Consider the following 20,101-nt stretch of genomic DNA (forward strand, 5'->3'; position numbering starts at 1 on the left):
AAGCCTTGTACCATCAGAAAACAAATGTGTCTTGTTTTCGTCTAAATTAATCCGCTACTTTTTGAACTTCTCTTTCAAAGTATTCAAGCCGCATTTCGCGTCCTTTAAGTTTCCAGGGAGAAGATTTAATATCGAGTTTTCCGTTATTATGCAGTTCGTTTACAGTGGAAGATATAGTGGAAATGGAGCAATTAGCTAATTTTGCTAAAATATTTATCTGGAGCCATTCTGGGAAAACTGGCAATGTAGTATTAGCCAAATTATTTTCTAATAGGAAGTTTAGCGTAGATACAACTTTATTTTTTGAATTCTCTATACCGAGCAGAGCTTGCCTTTTTAAGTCTTGTTCGTTTTTCTCCGCAATTTGTAAAAAGAAGTTAGACAATATTTGATCCTCTTCTAATTTTCCAAATACACCCTCCGCACTAATCAGGCAAACTTCCGATGTTTCCAAAGCTTTTAATACCACCGGATTTCTAGTAGGAAATACAAGATTTTTCTGGAAAAAGCAACGTACAATCCCCTTTTTCTTACCGTCACTTTCTTCAATTAACGTACCATTCTTCACCAGTAAGACATGTTCTCTATCTATCGTAATACTCTCCCAAGCCTTAATTTGTTTACAAACATAAGAAAAATTATCGAGTAAATAAGCATAAATAATAGCGTCTCTTTTGATGTAGTCGTGGTATTCAATGTACTTCATTATCATAACCATCCTCTCTAAATTTCCATCACAGACTTATTATCTTAGAAAACGAATAATTTTCGTACAGGCAATTACAACTGATTTACGATAAAAACGGTATTGTTTGACAATTTTTCGTAACATTTAGGCGATTGTTCTATTTTTCAAATTCGAAAAAACGTTGATAAATCTAACTTTCAAAAAAATGGCAGAAAAAAAGAAGCCTAAAACGATACATTTTTATCGATTCCAGCTTCATTTTTCGCATTTAATCGTAGTCCATTGGTTCTATTAAACAATGTAAACTACTGAGATAGGAAAATTTGGGTATAATGTTTAAGTTATTTAGACATTTTTGCCATAGAGAAAGACAACCCAGTACGTAGGTTGTCTTTTTTAGGCGTTTTTTCTGATATATAGCAATTTTGCTAGGTAGAAAATAATGCTTACACTGATGAAAATAAGCACAAAGCTTCCTATTAAATTGAACCATTGAATGTTTATACCTTCATTTCCGGTGAAAAACGTCTCTGTAAAATTATTTTTCTCATCTGTTGTCGTCATTACAGTTAGCCATTTTAAAGGTGCCCCGTATAAATATTCATAAAAGCTCACCTTATTTCCATCAGCTATCCCAAATGTTGGAGGGACCACAAATAGCGCGATGATTAATAAAATTGATGATACAAACGCTCGATTAACTATCCATTGAATTTTTTTCATTTTTTCTCCTGTCGATAATAAAGTAGCTTATTTCTTGTTTATTTTTTCGCATTATCAGTCAGAATCCTATTTTTTCAACTAAACCTCTCCCATTAACATAAAAAGTAGTATTTTCACTTCACAATCTGCATTTTTTCAGGAATTCCATTTTCGTTCACCATTATAAGAAAAAGCATAAACATTATGAAAATCATCAAAAGTATATTCTTGTTTGGCTGGTATATCTAATAAAACATATACATAATTTTTGTCTTCTCTCAAAATTTGTATAGGATACTCAAAAATATATTCCTGATTTTCGAAAATCAATTTATTATTTATATAATTTATCTTCGTCATAAGCTTTTTCCTCATCTTTGTGTTTGAATCTTTCTTTAGCTCCTCTGTCAAGCCTAGCTACTTCAACATAGTATATTCTAAAAAGGTCTTATACTCTCTTGTGCACAGTTCGCTTGATATATTTCTCTCATGAAAAAGCACCTTTAGCCAATTTTCACTCATCTTCATTTAAAGAATTATTCAAATTAAGTTATCGCTTTAAATAGTGCGTGCCCTGTTTCAGCATTTCTTAATAATGTCGGCTTTCTAAAGCGCAAACTTGTTTCCAACTTAAAAATAGCATTTTCTTCTTCAGGAACTATCACAAATCTGATTTCATCACTTTGAATCTCTTTTGTCGCCATCATCTCCTTTAAAGTTTTCTCTAAATTTATTTAAAAATTCTCCTATTCATTTAAGTTTTTTTACTCATAATGAGCACTCCTCAGTATACGTAACTTTTTATTAGGTCCTCTTTAATTTGTTAACTTGATCACATGATTTTTCATTTATTAACTCTCCAATAACAGCGAAATGTCAATTTAATCATTTAATTTCTCATTTATTAACTCTTCAATAGCCTTGATTTCACCTGTATTATCATTTAAAGCTAGTAGCTGCGGACCGTCTAGTTCATTGCCCTCGCTATCCTTAATAGAAAATCCAACATCCCAGTAACCTGTAGCAAAAGTAGATGGTTTTGCGCTAATAAACTCTAGTGAATAATATTCCGTTTTATTTTTTTCAGCATATTCTATTGCAATAGCCCTGATACTGTCATGTGTATGTTTCATCGTATACCTCCAAAATTATTAATATACCAATTGGCATGCATTCGTTCCGCTTCCGTAAAACTCTTCCATCTTCGAGTATTGTTTGACAGCATATCATAAACGAATTGTTCTGGTGCATTGAATTGCTTAGTATCAAAAGTTTTTCCAGCTCTAGGAAGGTTTTTATATGCATCTTTACCTATATTCTTGTACTGAATATAGTGTGATACCTCATGGAGAACTTCATACCTTGTAGGATTATCCTTTAATATTATAGTACCAGTTTCAGCATTAAAAGCTCCACCTTTATTGGCCGGTAAATACTTATCTCCTATCTTTAATTCAATTCCCCTCTTTTTCAAATAATTTTCTAACAGTACTAAATCTTTACTACTATATAAAGTACCATCTAATCGTCCAGTATTTGTCACATAATCTAACGGGGATGATTTACTTTTGATAACTGTTGTATTACGTATTGCAGCCGTACTCAACCCAAGCCCCAACACAACATCCGCTAATCCACTCTTATCTATATATCCTTTCCCAGCTTCAACATATGCCGAGGTAGATAAAACGCCACCTGTTAAGCCATCATACTTATTACCATTAAGATAATAAACACCATCTCGCCAAGCTTTATTGATTTTCTTATTTAAGTCTTCATTAGTAATAATCGAATAATCTTCTGGGTTAAGATATTTTCCGTTTTTTTCTAAATAAGCTTTAAGTTCGGCATTCTCCACTCCCAAGCCGTCTCGCTCTAATAACCACATGACCTGTTCTTTTCCATTACTATCTAAATATACCACTGCAAGTACTGTGTAGTCTTGTAGTTCTTCTATAATATCTTCTTTTATCCCTCGTGCTTTATTTAATGCTTGTTGCATGTGGCTCACTGTAGCGTGATTCAGTTTACTTAGATCGTAAGTGCCTGTTTGGCTATTGAACTGGATATTCGACTGGAGTTCGCGGATGGTCTGCTGAACGGCTTGAACTAAATCAATCAAATGGTCAAAAAAGTTAGCGTGGCTTCGTTCAAATGACAAATATTTCTCGAGAATGTTTTCCTGTTTATAGGCAATAGCTAATTGGGAACGGTAATTCTGCATTTGTCCTTCTGTTCCACTATTCATTCGCTGTGCTAAAGCTTCTTTTTTGCTTTCTATTCGGTCAATCATTTTACCCAGTTCATATAAACCGTCCGCATCGATTTTGGCATCTGGTGAACTATCGACTTGCGCATGGAAATCTTGGATGTACTGTTTTAATCGTTCTTCACTTTCGTCCATGGCTTCGATTATTGCGTCACAGAGAGGGAAATAGGTCGTTTGATAATAATTTTTCGATGCATCAACTGCTTTTCCTTTTAAACTATTATCTCCCACATACTTTGTCACGACCGTTTTGATAGATTGGATGGTGTTTCTTCCTGATTCATTAGCTGTATGTAATTGGTACAAAAAGACTTGTATTTCTCCGATGTCAATTCTACTCACTGTAACAACTCCTTTTGTATATCATGTAGTTAAATGAATATTGACTATATAATTGATGAATTTTCCAAAAGAAAGTGACTGATTATTTAAATAATTAACATTTTAGCTATGAAAACGACAAAACACCAACGACTTTAACAGTCACTGGCGTTTGTTTTTATGGGTTGTGAGGGTTTCGAACCCCCGACCCGCTGATTAAGAGTCAGCTGCTCTACCAACTGAGCTAACAACCCGATGTCGTATTCCGACAAGAAATATTATACCATAATTCAGCGTAAAAACACAGCAACAGCAACTCGCCGTGGCTATATTTATCTGTATCAATACACGGAATGTAGCGGTTCTCCGCCTGCCAAAACTGCTTCCACATTGGCGATAGCGATTTTGCCCATTTCTGTGCGGGTTTCCACGGTTGCGTTGCCGATGTGTGGTGTTAAAACGACATTATCTAGCTTGCCTAGCTCTGCGCCAATTTTCGGTTCGAATTCAAAGACATCTAGCGCGGCGCCAGCAATCACGCCTGTTTTTAACGCGTTAATCAGTGTCGCTTCCTCCACAACAGGGCCACGGGCAGCATTAATCAAAAATGCGCTCGACTTCATTATTTTTAAGGTTGTTTCGTTCAATAAATGTTTCAAGCTTGGATTATATGCCGCGTGGATCGTCACGACATCGCTCTGCTCCAATAGTTCTTCTTGGCTCACAAACTCAGCGTCCCACTCTTTTGCAGCTTCTTTCGGATTGTGCCCTGAATAAATAATTTTCATTCCAAAAGCAGCGGCACGTTTCGCGACCGCCTGGCCAATTCTTCCTAAACCAATGATTCCCAGCGTTTTTCCGCTTAACTCTGTGCCTAAAAAGAACGTTGGCGCCCAGCCTTTAAATTGCTCGGGGGTTTCGCGGCATAATCGGTCACCTTCTGAAATTCTCCGTGCAACGTCTAAAATCAATCCCAGCGTCAGTTCAGCCGTCGCTTCTGTTGATACATCTGGTGTATTCGTCACTGCAATACCCAACTCCTGCGCTTTTTTCACATCGATATTATCAAAACCCGCACCAATATTAGCTACGATTTTGAGATTTTTAGCTGATTCCAACACTTTTGCTGTGATTGGGGAAGAAAGTGGGCATATAATCGCGTCCACTTCAGCTGTATTTTTCAACAGCTCATCTTCTGTAATATTTTCTTCACCCGTATAGGCGTTAACATCCCATTTCCCAAGAGTTTTCATCGTTTCTGGTAGTAATTTTCCTGCTACAAACACGCTCGCTGTCATCTCACTCACTCCTCAAGTGCCATTTTTATTCTAAATTCATTGTAATCCGTTTTTTACGAAAGGTAAACGATTTTCCGCTCCACTTCTTGGCAAAATACGGTATAATAAAAGCGGAAGCGAGGTCGAAATAATGAAAAAAATTACTGCTCCGCGGATTCCTGATGAGGATTTGGCGGTTTATCCGAATGATACATATTTTATTGAAGACATTGGTGAAGTTAGTGAGCAAATTTTTAGAAAAACAACGCTAACTGGGGAAATTTTCGAGCATTTTCATTTAGAAACGATTATTTTTGATGGTTGTGTGTTTGACTCTGTTTCTCTTGTAAGTGCGAATTTGACCGATGTTGTTTTTAGAAATTGTGATTTGTCGAATTTAGATTTGATGGGCGCGATTATTCACCGGGTTCGTTTTGAAAATTGTAAATTAATTGGCGTGAATTTCAGCGATGCTACGCTTAGAAATTGTACTTTTGTTGACTGTTACGCGGATTATGTTGCCTTTCGTTACGCGAATTTGAAATGGGTGGCGTTTGAAGCTGGCGCGTATACGAATAGTGATTTTAGCGGTGCGCAACTGGTTGATACGTATTTGGAACGGCTTGATTTGAATAAGGCGCAGTTTTTGAATTGTGCTCTTAGTGGAGTTGATCTTAGTACTTGTATTTTTGAGTCGATTACTGCGATGCCGCAAGATTTAAAAGGTGTGAGCATTGATTTTTCTCAAGCGCCTGCCTTGATGCCGTTGTTTGGGATTCGGGTGAAATAATAGAAAAAAAGATGGTTCCGCGTTACTTTGGAACCATCTTTTCATGTTTAATAAGCCATTCTTTGCGTGCCAAGCCGCCACCGTAGCCGCCTAATGCTCCGTTAGTATTGATCACACGGTGACATGGGACGATAAGCGATAATTGGTTGGTGCCGTTTGCTCTTGCTACAGCTCGACTTGCGGTTGGCCGCCCTAATTTTCCCGCCAGACCTTTGTAAGAAATCGTCTCGCCTATTGGAATTCGACGCAGCTCATCCCAGACACTTTGCTGGAAATCCGAGCCAATGTAGCGAATTGGTGTTTGAAAATCAACTAACTCGCCATCAAAATATAGCGTTAGTTCTTCTTCAACTTGTTTAATTACAGCCGTTTTTTCAGGTGTGATAGCCGCGTTTAAGCGCATTCGCAATTTTTTAATTTCCGTTTCCAGTCCTTTTCGATCAACAAATTCTAAAAGAAGTAAACTATCATCGTCGGAAATCGCGAGCATCGAGCCGAGTTTGCTTTCAAGCCAAGCAGAGTGCAGAATGGTGATATCTTTTGATTTATGCGGAACATTCCCCATCGTTTTCGAAAAAGCATCCCGAAACCCGTTCCCAGACTCATAACCACTATCAATTTGCGCGTTAATAATCGAATCGCCATTCCGAATATGCTTAAAAGCAAGACCAAGCCGCCGCGACCGCGCATACTCAATAAAAGTCATCCCAAATTGCTTCTTAAACTGGCGCCGCGCCGTATTTGCACTTATTGATAATTCATCAAAATCTTTATCGGTCCACTTTTTCTCCGGATTTTCCTCAATTGCATCAACAAGCAACTTCACAGCAGGAGACATTTTAGTTGGATTAGAGAGCGGTTCACATCGCTTGCAAGGCCGGTACGATGCAAGCAACGCCTCCTTAGCTGTACTGAAAAACTCACAATTTTCTTTCAAAGGTTTTTTCGCCGGACACGTTGGGCGACAAAGTATCCCAGTCGTTTTCACCCCAACAAAAAAGACCCCTTCATAATTCGAATTTTTCTCCACTAACATATCATAATATTTATCAATATCCCGCTGATTCGTTATCACAAGGCTTCCCCTCCCGCAAAAATCCGCTCTACTTCCTGCTGAATCGCTAAATTGGCCCGAAAAAAGCTAAACGGTCCATAGCTGATTCTTTTCACACCAATTTCTTGTAATTCTGCGCTCGAGAGCATCCCATCCATCATCATGACGTTAACTGGAAGTGGTGATTTTTCTACAAAAGCACGAATTAATTTTGGCGATAACAGCCCTGGAATGAAAATAGCATCCGCCCCAGCCTCTTTGTATGCTTTCGCCCTGTTAATCGCTTCTCGCGCCAAGTCTTCCGTTTCTTCGCGCCCTTGAAAAAAGACATCTGTCCGCGCATTGACAAAAATATCCGTGCTCATTTTCGCTGCCGTTTCTTTGATTGTCTTGATTTTATCACATTGCTCCTCCGTGTTGCAGAGCGTAGGATTTGTGGAGCCAATAAGCTGATCTTCCAAGTTCACACCGCAAACGCCAACCGCTAGCAAACGCTCCATATTCTGAGCCAGTTCTTCCAAATCATTGGCATAACCACTCTCAATATCCACCGTCAACGGCAGACTCACATTCAGAGCGATACGCGTGATAACAAGGAGCATCTCATCAAAAGTCAAATGCTCTCCGTCCACTACTCCGAGTGATTCTGCGATTGCATAACTGCTTGTCGCTATTACTGGTGCTCCGCCTTGTTGGATTGCTCTGGCGGAAGCGACGTCCCAGCAGTTGTAGAGGATAAGTGGGGTGGGTAGTTCGTGTAGGGATTTTAGTTTATTAAAGTTTTTTGTCATTGGTTTCAACTCCATTTGTTAGGATGGAGTTAGTATAGCAGATGGGGGGATTGGGGGGTACCAGAAAAATTAACATGGATGTTTTTAAAGCAAAGAATTTTGATTGTTCCTTTTTCATTTAATTATGTTATCTACGTCCACCTTTTTACCATCTGTCAATCCTACTCGATTAATAATAAGATTTTTGTATACCATAATCCTGTATTTACCCTTCGGAAGCCCTTTTTCTTTTTTCAGCCTCTCTGCCAATTCATCTGCTACCTTTTGTTCTGAAAGTTTATCTTTTCTGGAATAAAACTGCATCGGAATTGATAAAATATTGCCTCCCGGATCATCCTTCGCAAACAATAACTTCAATTCATTTGTAGTGATTTTTTGGTTTTCTAAATATGCTTGATAAACACTTGGAAAGCTTAATGAAGGTGCTGCAATAAAGTAGTGATTGCTTGTATATCCTACTGCTGCAGTCTTTTCAATTGCTTCATCTCTCATTCCTAATAAGTCGCTCTCTTTCGCTAACTTTTCAGCAAAAATATCTAAATTGCGAAATTCCGCTTCATATGCTTTGGCATATAAACCACCAACAATTGCTTTTTCAACCTCTCCATCATTACTCCTCGCAGACCATTCACCCTTTTTATTAATCGATTCCCCCACTATGACTGAAGTATGAAATTGAATAGGTTCCTCGCATTCTACCATAACAACCGCTGCATTTCGGGCTGGTACCACGTTATTTACTTTTACATTTGTTTTATATTTAGTCTTCACATATTCTATGGCTTTTTGTTTAATCTCTTCTTCATTCTGTTTCACTCGTTCTGCCGATTTATTCCCGTCAACAAATGAAAAACCTTGCCCTACATAATCTTGCACGGGTGTGGTTCCTTTTTGGGCTTTTTCTTCCGCTGTTTGCTCCTTCATATTGAAACATCCGGATAGTAAGAATAAGGTTGCTGATAAGCTTAGGATGATTTTTTTCATTTTGTCTCCTGTCTGCGTTCTATATTGTATATTGAATAAACCCAAACTCCTAATGTACGCTAAGTAGCCTAAGATTTTCGCACTCATCTTAGACTACTTGTTCCCGCACATAGTTAGTTTTTATTCTCTCTTTGGAATTTGTTGTATAATCTTACCAGTCCCTTGTTTCCCGTAATAACTTATGATGCTTAAAAACACAATTCTCGCAACAATACCGTCCATGTCGCTTGTGATTTTAGCATTGATTTCTCTCCCAAGAATGCTTATCAATTTTTTATCTACTTCCGTTTTTACATTTCGGATTCTCAGGTTCTCCAGTATTTCTTTCTATACAATAAAAAACAATATTACCTCACACTTTAAATTGTACAATTCGTCACAAGACCCTCTTTAAAATAATGACAAAACTACCTTTCCAAACATTTTTCACTCACCTTTTGAAATCCGCTTAAAGTATTCCACTGTATTTTGTTGAGTTTCTACTTCTGTTGGCGCTTTCCATCTAATTTCATCTCTTCTTTTTTCATTACTTAAACTAATCAAAAATAAAATTCCCGCTAAAACACTCATCATCGAAATAAAAAATGGAATTTGAATTACATACAACTGATTTGAAGCCGTCCCTGGTAAAATTAACAATATCCCACCAATTATAAACCAACAAACTGCTATTATTTTTTTCCTACTCACCAATCCTATTATCCCTGTAACAACTAATATAATTCCTAAAAACACAATCCACGCCACAACGCTATCCATATCTCTTGTTATCCCGTCATTCATAGACTTACCAAATACAATAGTCAGCAATATGCCTTCCACGATGGTTATTATTCCTCCTAAAACCCGCACGCTTATTCCTCCCCATCTTCTGCTAATAAATTAGTATAAGTTAGTTCTGACTTAACTTCATATTCCGTACTTTTCAGAGTCATTTCAGCTAATTTACTTTCATCATAGCTCCTATCTTATTCTATAAATAATCATTCTTTCATTTTCGAACTTGTTATTTCCCACTCAAAATCATAGTCTTGAACAGTCATTTCAGGTGTGATATTCTCTGTATCTGGTATTGTTATCTTAAATGGGATTGCATGATTGGGCTTTAAAAAACCAAATTGTTCTTCTGATAAAGTTATCTTATCTCCATCATATATCTTCACATTCGTAGCTTTATTTGTAATTGTAAACTTCATTTCAATATCTGAACCTTCCTGATCAGAACGATTTACAAGCGCTGCCATAAAAGCATATTTTGTTGGTGCATCACTCTCCACAAGCTCAACAAACTCAACAATACTGAGCCCCACTTCTCCTTGCTTTGTTGTATTTTGTTTGTTTATAAAGTTCTGAACATCTTCGAGTGCATCTTTATCACTTTTCAATACTTCTCCCTCACTATTTTGTAAAACGGGCGGAATACTCAGCTCTATATCGTTTTGATTTGTTTTTGGAATTTCTGGTTCCTTATCAGAAGTTTGCTCTGGTCCTCCACATCCCGTTAAAACCAAAGTGGCGGCAACCATTGTTATGCCTATTAATTTTAACCAATCTCTACTTTTCATATTGTAACCTTCTTTCTTTTTAAACACCTATACCTCACTTGTACTAGCTATTGTTTTTTTAAGAGGTAAATCCACCTTCTCAATTACCTACCTTTTTAAAATATCGTCTATTAACCGCATTGATTTTGAGAATCGCCGCCACTACCGCTAATAAAAAGAGTACAGTTCCCGCCGGTATCAGGAAGAAACGCCATGTATAAAGAAACTGCGCATATCCTGTTAAATCTGAAAACCATTGATTGATATAGGAATACACAAATATAGTCGCTCCAACAACTATTAAAACTAATGTGCTAATCACCAAATACATCAGACCTTTTTGCTCTTTATGCACTGCCAACTTAGGATTATTAATTTTCAAAGTAGCTTTCACTTGAAAGACAACCGTTATTACCATGATAAACAAATAAATGGTGCCGATTCCTAAAAATCCTGTATACACAATTGCTACGTTCAGAAATAAGTTGAGTAATAATATGATCCAATATTTCTCTTGTAAAAAAATCATTTCAATCCCCATTCATTTAAGTATTTTTCATTTAGAAAAGCTGACATTGTATTTGGTTTTACTTTGTCTTTAACAATACTCCGAATGCTTACTCTTAATATAATCGCAAGAGGAATAGGTAAGATACATACATATAAAATTGACGTAAGCGTATATAACTTTACTAATTTCTCGTCATAAACATTCTCTACTAACTGCTGGATTTCTTTTCGACCTTTATATAACCATATGACATTGATTATCCAGCCAATAAAACAACACATTAACAAAACACCAGATGTCGCTATACCCGATAGCATAGAGTACTCTTGGAAAACCGCTGCTGGTTTAGGAAAAGACACTAAAATTAGTACACTTGGCACTGTTATCAACATGGATATAAAGGGGGATGCTTCCAATAATAATCTTGATGTAATATGTTGTTCGAGTTGTTCTTTCACAGTTTTATGCATGTTTTTATCTCCTAGCTGATTTTATCTTACTTTGTTATCTCAGTTACATCTACACTTTCTCCGTCAGGCAAACCGACTCGATTTACAATGTGATTCTTGTATACTCTGATATCATAATTTCCTTTTGGTAATCCTTGTTCCTTCCGAAGCTCTTCAGTTAAGTCATCAGCTAATTTTTGTTCAGGTAATTTGTCTTCTTTTGAAAAAAAGGCCATTGGGATGTTCATATTCTTACTAGTCGGATCATCTTTAATAAAAAGAGCGCGCAAATCATCTGTTGAAATTTCAGGATTAGCTAAATAAGCGTTGTATACGCTCAAATAATCAGAGAATCCCAGTGTGACGAAATAATATTTCCCTTGATAGCCATTAGGTGATGTTTTTTCCCGTGCTTCTTGTGTATAGCCCTCTAAATCATATTTTTTTGCTAGTTTTTCTGCAAAATTATTTAACTGTTGAAATTCTGCCTCATGTACTTTCGCGTAAAGTCCACCTACAATGGCTTGTTCCACTTCCCCCTCGCTACTCGTTCCACTTCCTATTTCATCTTTATTATTAAGGAGAAACTTTACAACAACCGAGGTAGTAAACTGAATTGGCGCTTCACTTTCAACAATAACAACTTCTCCATTTCGCGCTGGCACTACATTATTTACTTTCACGTCTGTCTTGTATTTTGTTTTCATATAATTTATTGCTTCTTTTTTTATCTCTTCCTCATGCTTTTTCACTCGTTCTGCTGATTTATTCCCGTCCACAAATGAATAGCCTTGCCCTACATAATCTTGTACTGGTGTGGTTCCTTTTTGGGCTTTTTCTTCCGCTGTTTATTCCTTCGTATTGAAACATCCGGATAGTAAAAATACTGCTGCGAATAAACTTAGGATGATTTTTTTCATTTGTTCCCCTGTCTATGTTCTGTAATGTAGTATTAATGAATAATCCTAAACCCCTTACGTACGCTAAGTAGCCTAAGATTCTCTCCCTCATCTTAGACTACTTGTTCCCGCACATAATTAGTTTTTATTCTCTCTTTGAAATTTGTCGAAAAAATCTATTGTATTTTGTTTTTTCGATTGACTTTCGATTTCGTCTCTTTTTCTCTCTATATATACTAATGAAAAATGATTTTCCACCAATCACCAACCGTAGTTTTGCTATTATACTTGTTCTAATCGCCAGTCCCATTATCTCTTTAACTCTTGATATGAAATGCTTAAAAACACAATTCTCGCAACTATGCCGTCCATGTCACTTGTGAATTTAGCATTAAAATCTTTAAAAATTTAACTCCTCAACTACTAAACATTAATACTTCCACGCTTTATTTGCTCTAATAAAATTTTCATGTTTTTACTAGTTTTTACAGCTAACTTATCTAACGCGGAAATAGCCGCCGACTCGTTTCCACTTAATTGATACTTAATATCTCCAAAAACCATTTCCGCACTATGGAAGATATTTGCTGCTGCTTTATTTAATAAAATGACATCATGGAATTTAGTACCATCAAATAATGCGGTGTCAATATAAGGGCGATACGCAGCTAACACATTTGGTAAATTAGATTGCAAATCTTTTACTGCGCTTCCTACACCTTTTACCGTCAATAGGATTTCTTGCAGTTTTCTGATACACTCGCTTATTTGCTCTCTTACTTGATTGTCTATGTCTGTAAAGGGGATTTTTACTCTCGAAAAGCCGTATTGAAGGGTTCTCAAATGCTGTATAGCTGATCTAATTGCCTGTTTTAATTGATTGACAATACTATAAACCCCACTTAATGCTGGTATTAATAAACTCGTTGTTTTATAGGTGAATGCTTTATAATTTTTATCTAATAATTGTTGCTTTTTCCCCATCCCATTCTTTAAAGCTTTTGATTTTTTTAAGACATAGGATTGTGTCGCTGGTGGAGCTCCAACACTTTGCACTTTTTGGGTCGCGCTTAAAAGTTTATCTGCTTTTTCGAGTTCATTTGATACATAAGTGACTTGGGAGCTAAACGTTAATACTTGTTTAACGACAATATCTTTATTATCATCCAATATTTTATAATGTTCTTTAAGTTCTGCCACCATTGCATCACTCAAGTACTGGTTATCAATTCCTTTAAACAGTTCCGGTACAGCCTGCATTTTGACTTTTGATACTTGATCCATTGCATCTTCTGTCTTTAAAGCAAGATCTACAATAAGCATAGGAATATCAGTTAAAAATCCGCCAACACTTAAGAAAGAACCTGAAACCACATCTAACAAATCCCCTAAAAAAGGTAAAGTTCTTACTCTCTGCATCACATCTAACGCTCCAAAACATACCGGATTTGCTCTTTCCAAGTCATCTCGAAAAGATGAATAATTAGATAATGAAGTAATGATTTCTCCAAACTCGCTTTCCGCCAACAAGTTGTCAAATGATTTTTGCAAAGAAACTGTTCTATCATCCAAATGACTTCCCTCGTTATTCACTAAGTCTACAGCTGTATCTAAATAAAACTGCCCCATGTTTACTTGCTCTGTCATTCGCGTCCGTAAACTATTGGCTAAAATTCGAATATTGTCCGGATTCATATCGATTTTCTGCCCTTTTCCTCCTGTCAAAACCTTTCCACTCCAAATACCTACGGGAAGATAAGCATCTGCATCAATTGGAATTTTTTTACCATTAACAGTGACACCTTCATCATCATAACCTGTATGATTAGAAAGTATTGTCTGCAGCCATGGTACATTATTTTGAACAATGTGTGATTCTCCAGGAAGACGGTCTCCGTATCCCACCCCTCGTTCTCCTAAGGTTAGTGGATCATATTCACTTAAATAGTTAGTAATTCTTGGATTGTTTTTGTCATAAGTTCCTTTGGGTAGGATAGCCGGATTGTAAGTGACGCTTCTTATGCCATCATTTTTAGATGCTACATAATTAGATAAACCTCCACCTAAAGAGTTTCCTGCGACATTTTTAATATCATATTTTTGACTTTCTTTTTTGTATGCTGCGTCTGCTTCCCTTAATTGAGTATTGGGAATAGATCCAGGAAGTGTACCATCCGTTAAGAAATCTTGGGTGCCTTGGGTGCCTTCGAAAATCATGCTGATTTCGCCTGTAGTTTTATTCTCGACAATCATATAGTCAAGACCAGAAGATTTATTGTACTCGCCTTCTTTTACTTCATACAAAGTTCCATTTACATATAAACTATTACCTCTTAGTGGATGTCTATAAACCCATTTCCCACTTAGTTCAATTAAATCTGTATCTGGTGTCCCCGTCTTTGTTGTCATTTATATACACCCCTTAATTATTTAATGAAAATTTCTGTACTAGTATTTTCACCATCTGGTAATCCTACTCGGTTCACGATAGAATTTTTATAAATAGTAATTAGATAAGTAGCTTTAGGCAAATTTGATTCTTGCAATAATTTTTCAGCAATATTATCCACAAATTCTTGTGTGGGCAATTTATCTTCTTTCATGAAAAATCTCAGCGCAATAGTCATTTTTTCACCCGTTGGATCATCTTTTCTAAATAAAGCTTGTAACTCATTGGCTGATATTTCTTGCTTATTTAAATAAGCATTGTACACACTTAAATATTCTTTGAAGCCAAGTGAAACAAAATAATACTTCCCTTGATAACCATTAGGTGATGTTTTATCTAATGCTTCTTGTTTATATCCTACCAAGTCATTTTTCATTGCTACTTTTTCTGTCAATTCATCTAAATGCCGAAATTCCTTTTCAAATGCTTTTGCATAGAGCCCACCTACTATAGCTTGCTCCACTTCACCTTCTTCTTCGTGAGCGCTTCCTACCTCATCTTTATTAAGAATTAGGCCCACAACAACAGATGTGGTAAATTGAATTGGTTCTTCACACTCCACAATAACAACCGCAGCCTTTCGAGCTGGTACCACATTATTTACTTTCACATTTGTTTTATATTTTGTTTTCATATAGTCTATCGCAACTTGTTTAATCTCTTCCTCGTGCTTTTTCACTTTTTCTGCCGATTTATTTCCATCTACAAATGAATATCCTTGGTCTACATAATCCTGCACGGGCGTAGTGCCTTCTTGCGCTTTCTCTTGCTCTGTTTTCTCATTCATATTGAAACAACCTCCTAATAATAATAAACTTGCTAACAAACCGATGATTTTTTTCTTCATTTGTTCTCCTATCTGCTTCTGTATTTTATCCCTTTGGAATCTTAAGCTTTTCTGCGTTTCCTTCTAACAGTAGATACAGTTCTTGAGGAGCTAATGGTTTTTCTTGTACAATTCTGATTGTTGGGCTGTAGATTGCTTGGTCTGCAAATCGAGCACCTAGTAAAACTTGTTTGGAATTGCGAATAGTATCTCCAATTGGACTGTACTCTTTCGCCATGCTTCCTAAGTCATTCCCTATAATGAATTGTACTCCCATTTTACCATCTGATTTTAACATCTCTAGTAATTGTTTTTGCGCGTTTGATGATAGTTGGTTGTATAGCTGAACAGTTGAGTAGGTAACGACTACTATAGGTGGCACATTTTTGAAGTATTCTTCTTTTGTTATGGTATTATTCGATTGTAATTCTTCTAAATATGCTTGTTCTGCTGTTTTAAATGCTCCATAAAGAATGTCAATTTTACCCTCTATTCGCTCACTGTTTGTAATGTAAGTGAGTGGTAATTCTTTTAACTTCATTAATTCCATAGAAGGCGTATCAAAAATAACTAACTCTCTTAATTCTTTTTTAACAAGTAAGTGACTACTGTTTGTGATAATCTGTTGTACCAATTCTACAGTTGGCATGATGATAGCTAGATTATGCTGTTCTAATGATACTCCCACAGGACTGGCATACTCGTACTCTAAACCGATTGGTAGTATCGATTTCATTTCAAGCATTTTCTTTGTTTCCATGTGGTCGGTAAAGTGAGTAAAACCTAATGTTTCTGGAACCATTGGTATACAGTGTGGCTTTTTGCCTGTCCAAATTTCAGTCATTTTCTCTGCTTCATCTTGATTATTCTTGATTATTTCGATTGCTTCGGCTCCATTATTTGGAAGCGCCATTTGGAACAATGTAGGTTCTTCTATCTTAATTAGCCCTCGCCCCGGTAATTCTTCAATAGTGTAGTCGCTTCTACCTACAATACTGCTCACTTCATTTTTCTCGTTCAAGTGTAAAGCTATTTGCGTTTTAATGTTAGATAATAGCTGTAGACGCATAGCATTTTGGTTATTAGCTGTAATCATTAAATGGATTCCTAAGCTAGCCCCTTCTCTTGCTATTTGGACAATTGTTGGTTCGAGATTTGCTACAAATTCATCCACTTCTCTAATCGCATCATAGTTATCAATTGCTAGTAGAATAATTGGTTTCTTATCACCACTAATTTCTTCATACATTTTCAAACTAGCTACACTAAATTTACTTAATAGCTGTTTTCTCTCTTTAATTTCTCGGCTAAGGAGTCTTACTAATTTTAACGTTTTCTCTGTTTCATCAATTGAAAATGTATCTGCAACATGCGGTAAACCTTTAAGCGAAAGCAAACCATTTGTGCCAAAATCTAATAGATATGCATGGAAAAACTCTGGTGTGTTTTTTCTAGCTAAATCAAAAATCGCAGTTTGCATGAATGTTGATTTCCCGAAACCAGGGCTAGAAAATACTGCCATATGTCCATTTTTCTCTAGATTCCAATGTAAAACGTTTTGTGCTTGTAACTGAGGTTGATCAAGCACTCCTAACGTTAATTCTAAATCTTTTTCTTCTTTCTGCCAGTTTGCTTCAAAATCAACTGTACTAATGCTTTCTAGCGAGATACGTTCCTCAAGCGGCGGCAACCAAGGTCTCGGCAACGCCTCAATCCCAGAAGCTTCCGTATACGCATGAATATGATCAATAACCGCATCCAACTCACTCGGCAATTTCGTCAAATCATCCTTCTTATCTAATCCACTCAAATCCTCCGTCAGAATATCATACTGACCCAAATCATTAATCGCATAAATCGTCGTATCAATATAGTCCGTGCTTTCCTTATCCGGCACGTAATCCGCACCACTCCACGCGCTCTGGAACAATTCGTAAATCTCGTTATTACCAACTTGCAAGTACGAACGACCTGGTAGTGTGATTTCTGCTGCGTCTGGTGTTTTCAAAATTTCGTTTGAATCGCTGGCGTTTTGTACTTTTAGGGCTAGTTTGAATTTGGAGTTGGACCAGATTTGGTCATCCACGACGCCGCTTGGTTTTTGGGTTGCTAGGATTAAATGGATTCCGAGTGAACGACCGATACGTGCTGTCGAAACGAGTTCTTTCATGAATTCTGGTTGTTCTGATTTCAACTCGGCGAACTCATCTGAAATAAGGAATAAATGCGGCATTGGTTCGGTCGCTTTTCCTTGTTTGTATAGTTTTTGGTATTGGTTGATATGGTTAACATCATGCTCGCCAAATAACCGTTGCCTTTTCTGCAATTCGGCTTTGATGGAAGCTAGTGCACGCATCGATTGCGCGCCGTCCAAGTTTGTAATTGTTCCCAGTAAATGTGGCATATTTTTAAATAAGTTCGCCATTCCGCCGCCTTTATAATCAATCAGCAAGAATGCGACTTCATATGGGTGGAAATTGACGCCAAGTGAAATGATATAAGACTGAATGATTTCTGATTTACCAGAACCAGTTGTTCCGGCTACCAAACCATGCGGGCCGTGTGCTTTTTCATGTAAATTCAGTTGAACGATATCGTCTTTTCCGCGCAAGCCAAGTGGTACAGCAAGACTCTTATAGGTTTCATTTTTTGCCCAGCGTCCGGCAATATTTAGCTCTTCCACGCGCTCCACACCGTACATTTCAAGGAAAGTAACGGATTCTGGGATCGAGTTTTTTAAGTTTTGTAGATGGTTTAGCGGCGCAAGAGCCCGGCTGATTACTTCTTTGTCAAAATCTGCTGGCAAATGGTCTGGGACGAACGCGCGGTTTACAAGGTCGCCTTGTTCCAAAATAATGTTCCCGCTCTTCGCATCACGAATATCCACGACCGTTTTCACGTGTTCTGGCAAGCTCTCCATTACGTCCTGTACGAACACTAAAGAAACACCTAGTTCGCTTGGATCTTCATTGAAGAATTCCATAACCGTGTGATCGAGTACTAATTTTTCGTCGGTAATTAAAACCACATAATGTGGCGTAAAGTATAATTTTTCTTGTTTGCTCGCTTGTTCAGTGAGCGCTTGTTTCCGTTCTTTTAAAATTTGATAAAGCGAGTTCAACACTTGGTCACGCGAACGTTCATGGTAAACAAAACCGCGCACATTCACATCACGCATATTCGCATGTGGCAACCAGCGCATCCAGTCCCAATCCGCTTTTTCTTCTTCTGGGAAAATGGTAATAAATTGCAAATCGTAATAACTATGGAAAAGGGAAGTTTGCATTACTAACATTTGAAGTTGCTCTAATACAAGACGGCGTGGCCCAATGTAACCAACTGGTCCGTGCATTAAATCTGTCGCTACTGGAACTTCATTGATAGATAAATATTGCCCTTTAATCTTCACAGCTTCTTCGACAAGTTCATCTTTTTCTTGGCTAAACTCTTCTTGTTGGAATTCTACAGAAAAGCTACTTGCTTCGTCGCCGCGACCAACTCGGAAAGTCAGGAAATCGTGGTGGAACATTGTTTTTTCATAAATACGTGAATCTACTCGTAGCGCCATTTTCTCAAGCTCCACTGCATCTGGATAGTGATAAGTTAAGGCGTGGCGTTGTTTTTCGCTTGTTTCGTGTAGTTCTTTTGTTTTGCGTTTTAAATATAAATCATAGCTTTCCACTCGTTGTTTAGAGTCGATTTTGTATTTTTTGCGTGATTTCACGTAGTTAATAATCGCCATCGTGATTGTCACAGCGGACATTGCGATAGTCATGATAATATAAAGCCCACGCGGTTGGAAAATGGAAATCATTACCGTAATCGCAACCATAATTAGTGGTGGTAAAATAATTTTAATTAAGCCATCTGTTGGTTTTGAGGGCTTGCTTGACGGTTTCGCCATGCTAATTTTTTCTTCTGGCGCACGGTAAATAATCCGCGGTGAACGGTGGTAATCTGGATAGTCTTCGCCAAACGAATTATCCGCAGCAAATAAAGGCGCTAATTTGCTCGTCACGCGATTTTTCACAGCTTGCACGCTAATATCTTCTTTTCCGATTGTAATCGTCACACCGTCCGTATAAAGCTGGTCACCCGGCTCTAACGTGCAATCTTCCGTCACTAAAGAAAAGTTATGATAAATTTCGCCATTTAATACTTGTAGTTTAAACAGATCTTCCTTCGCACCACGTAAAAGTAAGAAGTCCGATTTTGTATCATCTATCGTGACATCATTTTCAGTTCCGGCACCAAATGCCACAGAAATATTCGTTACGACATCATATACTTGCGTGTGCAAATCTTGGCACAGGTAAAATGCTAAATTGTCTATGTTCACAGCTTGGTTTGTTTGAAGCGCAGTTGCTCCAGCATTCCAAGATCCTTCACTGCACTTAACTTCAATCGTTTCTGCCAGTTCCGGATAAGTGATTTCGTGTTCGATTGTATTACCAATTGTCACGACTCTTTCAGGGGACAAATGGTGTTTATGACATTGCTGCCCGTTACTAACAATTAATAAAGCCTCTCTATTCATGGTTCATTCT

17 protein-coding genes, 1 tRNA gene and 2 pseudogenes are annotated in these 20,101 nt (G+C 37.2%); 1 reads left to right on the forward strand and 19 read right to left on the reverse strand.

Annotation, left to right across the window (positions count from 1 at the left end):
- Window positions 1-46 precede the first annotated feature (46 nt).
- The 8 genes and pseudogenes from HCJ30_RS07780 to HCJ30_RS07815 form a co-directional block, all read right to left on the reverse strand.
- On the reverse strand, window positions 47-706 hold the full coding sequence (locus tag HCJ30_RS07780) for a cyclic nucleotide-binding domain-containing protein (RefSeq protein ID WP_185391699.1): 660 nt from the start codon (window positions 704-706) through the stop codon (window positions 47-49).
- A gap of 378 nt (window positions 707-1,084) precedes the next feature.
- Window positions 1,085-1,411: a hypothetical protein gene (locus tag HCJ30_RS07785; RefSeq protein ID WP_185391700.1), complete on the reverse strand. Its 327-nt coding sequence runs from the start codon at window positions 1,409-1,411 to the stop codon at window positions 1,085-1,087.
- A gap of 144 nt (window positions 1,412-1,555) precedes the next feature.
- A pseudogene (locus HCJ30_RS07790) lies at window positions 1,556-1,750 on the reverse strand (DUF7957 family protein); the annotation flags it as partial.
- 185 nt (window positions 1,751-1,935) lie between these two features.
- Window positions 1,936-2,124 carry a hypothetical protein gene (locus HCJ30_RS07795; protein WP_376698895.1) on the reverse strand — a complete coding sequence of 63 codons (189 nt, stop codon included), beginning with the start codon at window positions 2,122-2,124 and terminating at the stop codon, window positions 1,936-1,938.
- A 147-nt stretch (window positions 2,125-2,271) separates the two neighbouring features.
- On the reverse strand, window positions 2,272-2,523 hold the full coding sequence (locus HCJ30_RS07800) for a hypothetical protein (RefSeq protein ID WP_003721705.1): 252 nt from the start codon (window positions 2,521-2,523) through the stop codon (window positions 2,272-2,274).
- A complete protein-coding gene (locus tag HCJ30_RS07805; protein WP_185391702.1) occupies window positions 2,520-4,001 on the reverse strand; it encodes a T7SS effector LXG polymorphic toxin in 1,482 nt (493 codons plus the stop codon). Before HCJ30_RS07805 ends, HCJ30_RS07800 begins: the two co-directional genes overlap by 4 nt.
- 160 nt (window positions 4,002-4,161) lie before the next feature.
- A tRNA-Lys gene (locus HCJ30_RS07810) sits at window positions 4,162-4,234 on the reverse strand.
- An 87-nt stretch (window positions 4,235-4,321) separates the two neighbouring features.
- A complete protein-coding gene (locus tag HCJ30_RS07815) occupies window positions 4,322-5,278 on the reverse strand; it encodes a 2-hydroxyacid dehydrogenase family protein (protein ID WP_185391703.1) in 957 nt (318 codons plus the stop codon).
- A 130-nt stretch (window positions 5,279-5,408) separates the two neighbouring features.
- On the opposite strand from HCJ30_RS07815, the gene HCJ30_RS07820 reads away from it, so the two are divergent.
- A complete protein-coding gene (locus tag HCJ30_RS07820) occupies window positions 5,409-6,047 on the forward strand; it encodes a pentapeptide repeat-containing protein (RefSeq protein ID WP_185391704.1) in 639 nt (212 codons plus the stop codon).
- A gap of 22 nt (window positions 6,048-6,069) precedes the next feature.
- Here HCJ30_RS07820 and HCJ30_RS07825 read toward each other — a convergent pair whose 3' ends face one another.
- The 11 genes and pseudogenes from HCJ30_RS07825 to essC form a co-directional block, all read right to left on the reverse strand.
- Window positions 6,070-7,122 carry a bifunctional transcriptional activator/DNA repair enzyme AdaA gene (locus HCJ30_RS07825; protein ID WP_185391705.1) on the reverse strand — a complete coding sequence of 351 codons (1,053 nt, stop codon included), beginning with the start codon at window positions 7,120-7,122 and terminating at the stop codon, window positions 6,070-6,072.
- Complete coding sequence (locus HCJ30_RS07830) at window positions 7,119-7,892, reverse strand: isocitrate lyase/PEP mutase family protein (protein ID WP_185391706.1); 774 nt, start codon at window positions 7,890-7,892, stop codon at window positions 7,119-7,121. Before HCJ30_RS07830 ends, HCJ30_RS07825 begins: the two co-directional genes overlap by 4 nt.
- A 114-nt stretch (window positions 7,893-8,006) precedes the next feature.
- The gene (locus HCJ30_RS07835) at window positions 8,007-8,876 is read right to left on the reverse strand and encodes a DUF1672 family protein (RefSeq protein WP_185391707.1); all 870 of its coding nucleotides are present in this window, start codon (window positions 8,874-8,876) and stop codon (window positions 8,007-8,009) included.
- Between the two features lie 426 nt (window positions 8,877-9,302).
- The gene (locus HCJ30_RS07840) at window positions 9,303-9,728 is read right to left on the reverse strand and encodes a hypothetical protein (RefSeq protein WP_185391708.1); all 426 of its coding nucleotides are present in this window, start codon (window positions 9,726-9,728) and stop codon (window positions 9,303-9,305) included.
- A gap of 131 nt (window positions 9,729-9,859) precedes the next feature.
- Complete coding sequence (locus tag HCJ30_RS07845) at window positions 9,860-10,441, reverse strand: hypothetical protein (RefSeq protein WP_185391709.1); 582 nt, start codon at window positions 10,439-10,441, stop codon at window positions 9,860-9,862.
- Between the two features lie 79 nt (window positions 10,442-10,520).
- On the reverse strand, window positions 10,521-10,949 hold the full coding sequence (locus HCJ30_RS07850; protein WP_185391710.1) for a hypothetical protein: 429 nt from the start codon (window positions 10,947-10,949) through the stop codon (window positions 10,521-10,523).
- Complete coding sequence (locus tag HCJ30_RS07855; RefSeq protein ID WP_185391711.1) at window positions 10,946-11,401, reverse strand: hypothetical protein; 456 nt, start codon at window positions 11,399-11,401, stop codon at window positions 10,946-10,948. The genes HCJ30_RS07850 and HCJ30_RS07855 overlap by 4 nt, the downstream gene beginning before the upstream one ends.
- Window positions 11,402-11,427: 26 nt before the next feature.
- Window positions 11,428-12,207: pseudogene (locus HCJ30_RS07860) on the reverse strand (DUF1672 family protein); the annotation flags it as partial.
- A 495-nt stretch (window positions 12,208-12,702) separates the two neighbouring features.
- Window positions 12,703-14,688 carry an SA1320 family protein gene (locus HCJ30_RS07865; protein WP_185391712.1) on the reverse strand — a complete coding sequence of 662 codons (1,986 nt, stop codon included), beginning with the start codon at window positions 14,686-14,688 and terminating at the stop codon, window positions 12,703-12,705.
- 17 nt (window positions 14,689-14,705) lie between these two features.
- A complete protein-coding gene (locus HCJ30_RS07870; RefSeq protein WP_185391713.1) occupies window positions 14,706-15,575 on the reverse strand; it encodes a DUF1672 family protein in 870 nt (289 codons plus the stop codon).
- 25 nt (window positions 15,576-15,600) lie between these two features.
- Complete coding sequence (gene essC, locus HCJ30_RS07875) at window positions 15,601-20,091, reverse strand: type VII secretion protein EssC (protein WP_185391714.1); 4,491 nt, start codon at window positions 20,089-20,091, stop codon at window positions 15,601-15,603.
- Window positions 20,092-20,101: the final 10 nt, after the last annotated feature.

Origin of the sequence: Listeria cossartiae subsp. cossartiae, assembly GCF_014224155.1 — a bacterium.
GTDB classification, from domain to species: domain Bacteria; phylum Bacillota; class Bacilli; order Lactobacillales; family Listeriaceae; genus Listeria; species Listeria cossartiae.